The sequence below is a fragment of the Candidatus Hydrogenedentota bacterium genome (genome assembly GCA_012523015.1).
Classification (GTDB): Bacteria; Hydrogenedentota; Hydrogenedentia; order Hydrogenedentales; family CAITNO01; genus JAAYBJ01.
The window spans coordinates 1-5309 of the sequence record JAAYJI010000268.1; the positions used below are offsets into that span (position 1 = coordinate 1).

Below are 5309 nucleotides of genomic sequence, written 5' to 3' on the forward strand. Positions count from 1 at the left end.
CCTATTCCAAAGTGATGCATGATCAGCCAGTCGGGCTCTCTCGATATCTCTTCGTAAAATTGCAGTAGCATCTCCCTGGGAACTGCCCCGATGAGATGTTGAACCGCCTGCTCGCGCTCCTTTTCACTGATGCAGAGGTGCATTATCTCTCCTCGAAGAGACGTACTTTATCAAAACCCATATCTGTACCGCGAACCACAACGCTGCCGCGATGAAAAGCAAATAGTAGCCCAACGGGAAAATGAACGAATCCACCAAGTATGGGAATGCGTAGGTCCACTGTGGGTTTGCGATTCTGACTAGCATGGCTGCGATGAAAAACCGGAATACCCACTCAGTGGGGTAAAGGAGGTCTCTAGCGGTTACCTCTGGGTTCATGTGATGCTCTATGCCACTGTTATTTAAAAAGATGTAGCTCTTGGGAGGTAGGTTTCAATGAAGGAGATCCTTAAAGCAACGCATCCAAGGCCACAGATGACCCACCCTAACTCTCACGCTTTGTTATTGTTACATTGAAAAATCCGGATATCTTTATACTTACTGCCCTTCCCCTTGACCTGCTTCCATGATCCTCTGATAGTCTTCTTCCGGGATTTCACGCATTGCCTGGCCACGAATATGCCCGGACCACATCTTCTTATTCGTGATGAACTTCATATCCGGGATAAGTGGCTTGAACTCAACCGGCGGATCGAATATCTTTACGGGCCTGAGTTTGATCCGAAGCGGGAAGAGCTCATCGCCGAGTTTCGCTGGTGAGATGAATATTCGCGACGAGTTCTCATGCATCTTTGACGTCACCTCGAATGATCCGGTAATTGCTGGAGGGAGAACTTCCTTATCGACTATTTTCTGCCCCACATAGATCAGGATCGTATCGCCAGGTTGTACTCGATTGATGGCATTGATGCTGCGCCTCGGCACTCCCCATATGTGTTTCTTAATGACAACATCCGAGTTTTCCCGGTTAGATATCGCGAGCCAGCGAGTCATATACCCTGATTTCGAATTCTCGCATATAAGATCTTGTTTACAGTCCTCCTCGCCAATTGAAATGGAAAGAATTATATTCAGTAGCATGCAATAAGGCATTGTTTGTAGGGCCCTATAAACAATAAATTATAGGATCAATTAAATGATAGAAAAAAAAGCCATACAAAATGAGTTGCGCCACCTCATAACAGACGTGGTGCGCGGAGTAGCGGTTCGAACCCCCAAGATTTCTGACGCAGACACTGTCGAGGTCATCAATATCAAGGATATCAACGATGGCCGAATAGATACAGCATCTCTTGAGAAACGAGTCGTCACGAGTGCAAAAAGCAGCAATTACGAGGCCATCCGAGAAGGAGACATTGTCATAGCAACTCGTGGACCGCAGTTCAGGGTAGGTGTTGCCGATAAGCAGGCCGAAGGGCACCTAATAACTTCTAACCTCATTGCCCTTCGCCTCGACCAGCAGAAGGTACTCCCAGGGGTGCTCGCCGCCTATCTCAACAGTCCCGATGGCCAGCACAATCTGACGGCTATATCGAAGGGCGTAACTGTCCCCTCGATCGGCCAGAAAGAACTCCTCGCCATCACGGTGCCTCTCCCCCCGATGGAGGCGCAGCAGCACATCAAGGACTACCTGCAGTCGACCGAAGATTACCTCACGACGTTGCGGGCAGAGGAGGAGCCAGTAAAGAAGGTCCGGGACTATGCCATATTCCGCTCATTCGAGGTGAAGGTATGAGACCTGCCCTCGATACTGTTGCTAACTGGATCTGGGAGGCGTTTGATCCGGTTCGTTCACTCATGAGCCCGAGTGAGGCCTACCCCTACCTCCTCGGAATCATTGGACTGAAACGCTTCTCTGATCAGGGCGGCGATGACGTTGTCCGGTGGCACGAACTCGCACCCGAACAGTACGATCTGGGTTCTGCTCTGAACGCAGCGCTGGCCAGGGTCGAAGCGGCATGTCCAGAATATCGGGGATGGTTTAGTGATCTGGACTATAACCACAGAACCCTTGGGGGGCACCAGGCTTGGAACCGGCTCTGGCAGTCCGCCGTAACCGCTGTAGGAGAGTTCAATTTTGCCGCCCTGCTGGAAGAAGATCCGCAGGCGATTCACGACCTTTGTATCAAACTCAATGAATTGGTTTCCCGGGCGAGCAGCGCAAAGGGAGAGTTTGAAACGCCGGACTGTCTCGCCACCCTCATGTCTGTGCTGCTCGCCCCCCATAATGGCCAGTCAGTCTACGATCCCTTCTGTAGCAGTGGCACCACCCTCCTCCGGGTAGCGTCTCGGACGAGAGACCATGACCCGGATGCTCACCTTCCTCTGTACGCCGAAACAAGGTTTCTTGAGGCTGCCCGGAAGACGCATCTCAATCTGTTTGCTGCGGGAGAGCGTGGCGCGCATGTCGCCTCTGGAGATATCATCGCCCGGCCGGGGTTCACTGACGGGCGACAGGTGAAGACCTTCGACAGGATACTCTGCACCATTCCCTTCGGGGCAAAGAGTTGGGGGGAGGAGATCGCGACCTACGACCCCTTCGGCCGGTTTGTCTACGGCATCCCCCCCGCAACCCAGGGCGACTTCGCATATCTGCAACACTGTATCGCATCGCTGCCGGATGACGGTGTACTTGTCGCGGTGGTGTCGCCATCATTGCTTTTCAAAGAAAGACGCGAGGGAGATATCAGGCGCCGGATTGTCGAGGCAGACCTCGTCGAGGCCGTGATACGCCTCCCGCCGAAACTTCTCCTGCAGACGTCGATTCCCGTCGCTCTTCTGGTGATCCGCCGAACGAAACCAGAAAGCCGGAAGGACAAGGTCCTGTTTGTCAATGCATCGAAGGGATTTCTGCCAGGAAGGTCGCAAAACACCCTGCGAAACGAAGATGTAGCGGCAATTGAAAAGGCCTATAATGCCTTTGGCGAAATAGAGGGGTATAGCGCGGTATGTTCAATCAAAACCATCGCAGAACACGGCTTCAGTCTTGATGTCTCGGAATATGTGATTGAAGTATCGGATCTTGAGGTGACGCTCGACCTTGAGGGTGCACTCCGTGAACTTGACAAACTGCACCAGCGGCGAGCCGGGCAATATGAGGAGATGCGTGCAACGTTGGCGAGACTTATGAAACACATGGAGGCGGAATAATGGCAAAAAGTAACGGAAATGGCGCAAATGGGGATGGCGCAGTACTTGGGTTTGAGAATAAGCTCTGGAACGCAGCGGATAAACTCCGGTCGAACATGGATGCGGCCGAGTACAAGCATGTTGTCCTCGGGCTCTTCTTCCTCAAATATATTTCAGATACGTTTGAAGAGCAGCACGCAAAACTGACGGCACTACGGGATCAGGGTGCCGATCCTGAAGATCCCGACGAGTACCTCGCGGAAAATGTCTTCTGGGTGCCAAAGGAGGCACGCTGGGCGTTCCTCCAGGCGAACGCGAAGGGCCCGGAGATTGGAGTGCTGGTCGACCAGGCGATGGAAGCGATCGAGAAGAAGAACCCATCGCTGAAGCATGTTCTGCCGAAAGACTATGCACGGCCGGCGCTGGACAAGACCCGCCTGGGTGAGCTGATCGACCTGGTCGGCGGGATTACTGTCGGGAACCGCGAGGCTCGCTCGCATGATGTGCTCGGGCGGGTGTATGAGTATTTCCTTGCCCAGTTTGCGAGTGCGGAGGGGAAACAGAGCGGCCAGTTCTATACTCCTCGGCATGTCGTGAGGACCCTCGTAGCGATGCTCGCCCCCTATCACGGTCGCATCTATGATCCCTGCTGCGGCTCGGGCGGGATGTTCGTGCAGAGCGAGAAGTTCGTGGAGGCGCACGGCGGCCGCCGGGATGATATCAGCGTGTACGGGCAGGAGTCAAACCCAACAACCTGGCGACTGGCGAAGATCAACCTTGCCATTCGAGGTATCGAAGGTAACCTTGGGGAGCAGCACGATGACAGTTTCAAAAATGATCTCCACAAGACCCTGAAGGCCGACTACATCCTCGCGAACCCGCCGTTTAATATGAAAGAATGGGGAGGAGAGGGGCTTCAGGACGATGTGCGGTGGAAATACGGCATCCCGCCGAAGAACAACGCTAACTTCGCCTGGATGCAGCACATGATTCACCACCTCGCCCCCACCGGACAGGCAGGCATCGTGCTTTCGAACGGTTCAATGTCCTCGAACACCTCGAGTGAAGGTGAGATCAGGAAAAGCATCGTCGAGGCTGACCTAGTGGATTGCATGGTAGCATTGCCCGGGCAGCTCTTCTACTCGACCCAGATCCCGGCCTGTCTCTGGTTCCTGGCACGAGACAAGAAGAACCACCGCTTACGCGACCGTCGCCGCCAGATCCTCTTCATCGACGCCCGGAAAATGGGCGAAATGGTAGACCGCACCCACCGCACCCTGACTGATGAGGACATTGAGCAGATCGCCAGCACCTACCATGCCTGGCGGGGCGACGCAGACGCTGGCGAATATGCGGACGTGCCCGGGTTCTGTCGGAGCGTACCTATCGAGGAAGTTGAAGAGCATGGGTACGTGCTGACACCGGGGCGGTATGTAGGAGCCGAGGAAGTCGAGGACGATGGGGAGCCGTTTGAGGAGAAGATGGAGCGGTTGACAGTGGAACTCTACGAACAGATGGCCGAGGCCGAAGAACTCAAAGTGGCAATACGTAGGAATCTTGAGGTGCTGGGTTATGGAGAGTGAGTGGATCAAGTGCTCGCTAGCCGACGTATGCAGTTCGATCGATTATGGACTCACTGCTTCTGCGACAGATCAACACACCGGCCTGAAGTTTCTACGGATAACTGACATTGTCTCAGGGCACATAGATTGGAATGCCGTGCCCTATGTAGATGCGAATGAACGAGCAGTAGCAAAGTACCGACTGTATGACTGTGATATCGTCCTCGCAAGAACAGGTGCATCTACAGGATCTAGTATTTATATAAAAAGCCCGCCTCCTGCGGTTTTTGCCTCATATTTAGTCCGCCTGCAGGTAAAGTCCGGGTTTGACCCCCGCTTTGTTGCGTATTATCTGTGGTCACAGCAATTCTGGACGTTCATTCGAGGTGTTCTTGGTGACAAGTCAGCGCAACCAAATGCAAGCGCTTCTACGATGACTAGTGCACCCTTCTGTGCACCTAAAAATAAAGGTGAGCAGCGTGCCATCGCCCGCATTCTCAGCACCTTCGACGACAAGATCGAACTGAACCGAAGAATGAACGCCACCCTCGAGGCGATGGCGCAGGCGATCTTCAAGTCCAGGAACGTGGACATCGACCCGGTGCGGGCAAAGATGGA

General features: G+C 53.7%; 5 protein-coding genes. 4 read left to right on the plus strand and 1 reads right to left on the minus strand.

From position 1 onward, the window contains the following. Positions 1-537: 537 nt before the first annotated feature. A complete protein-coding gene (locus tag GX117_11865) occupies positions 538-993 on the minus strand; it encodes an EVE domain-containing protein (GenBank protein NLO34024.1) in 456 nt (151 codons plus the stop codon). 142 nt (positions 994-1135) lie between these two features. Here GX117_11865 and GX117_11870 point away from each other — a divergent pair, with 142 nt between their 5' ends. The 4 genes from GX117_11870 to GX117_11885 all read left to right on the plus strand — a co-directional run. Continuing rightward, positions 1136-1735, plus strand: a complete 600-nt coding sequence (locus GX117_11870) for a hypothetical protein (protein ID NLO34025.1) — start codon at positions 1136-1138, stop codon at positions 1733-1735. Continuing rightward, positions 1732-3150, plus strand: a complete 1419-nt coding sequence (locus tag GX117_11875; GenBank protein ID NLO34026.1) for an N-6 DNA methylase — start codon at positions 1732-1734, stop codon at positions 3148-3150. The genes GX117_11870 and GX117_11875 overlap by 4 nt, the downstream gene beginning before the upstream one ends. Next, on the plus strand, positions 3150-4712 hold the full coding sequence (locus GX117_11880; GenBank protein ID NLO34027.1) for an SAM-dependent DNA methyltransferase: 1563 nt from the start codon (positions 3150-3152) through the stop codon (positions 4710-4712). Before GX117_11875 ends, GX117_11880 begins: the two co-directional genes overlap by 1 nt. Continuing rightward, positions 4702-5309, plus strand: a 608-nt coding sequence (locus GX117_11885) for a restriction endonuclease subunit S (GenBank protein ID NLO34028.1), incomplete at its 3' end; no start/stop codon positions are given. The genes GX117_11880 and GX117_11885, both read left to right, overlap by 11 nt.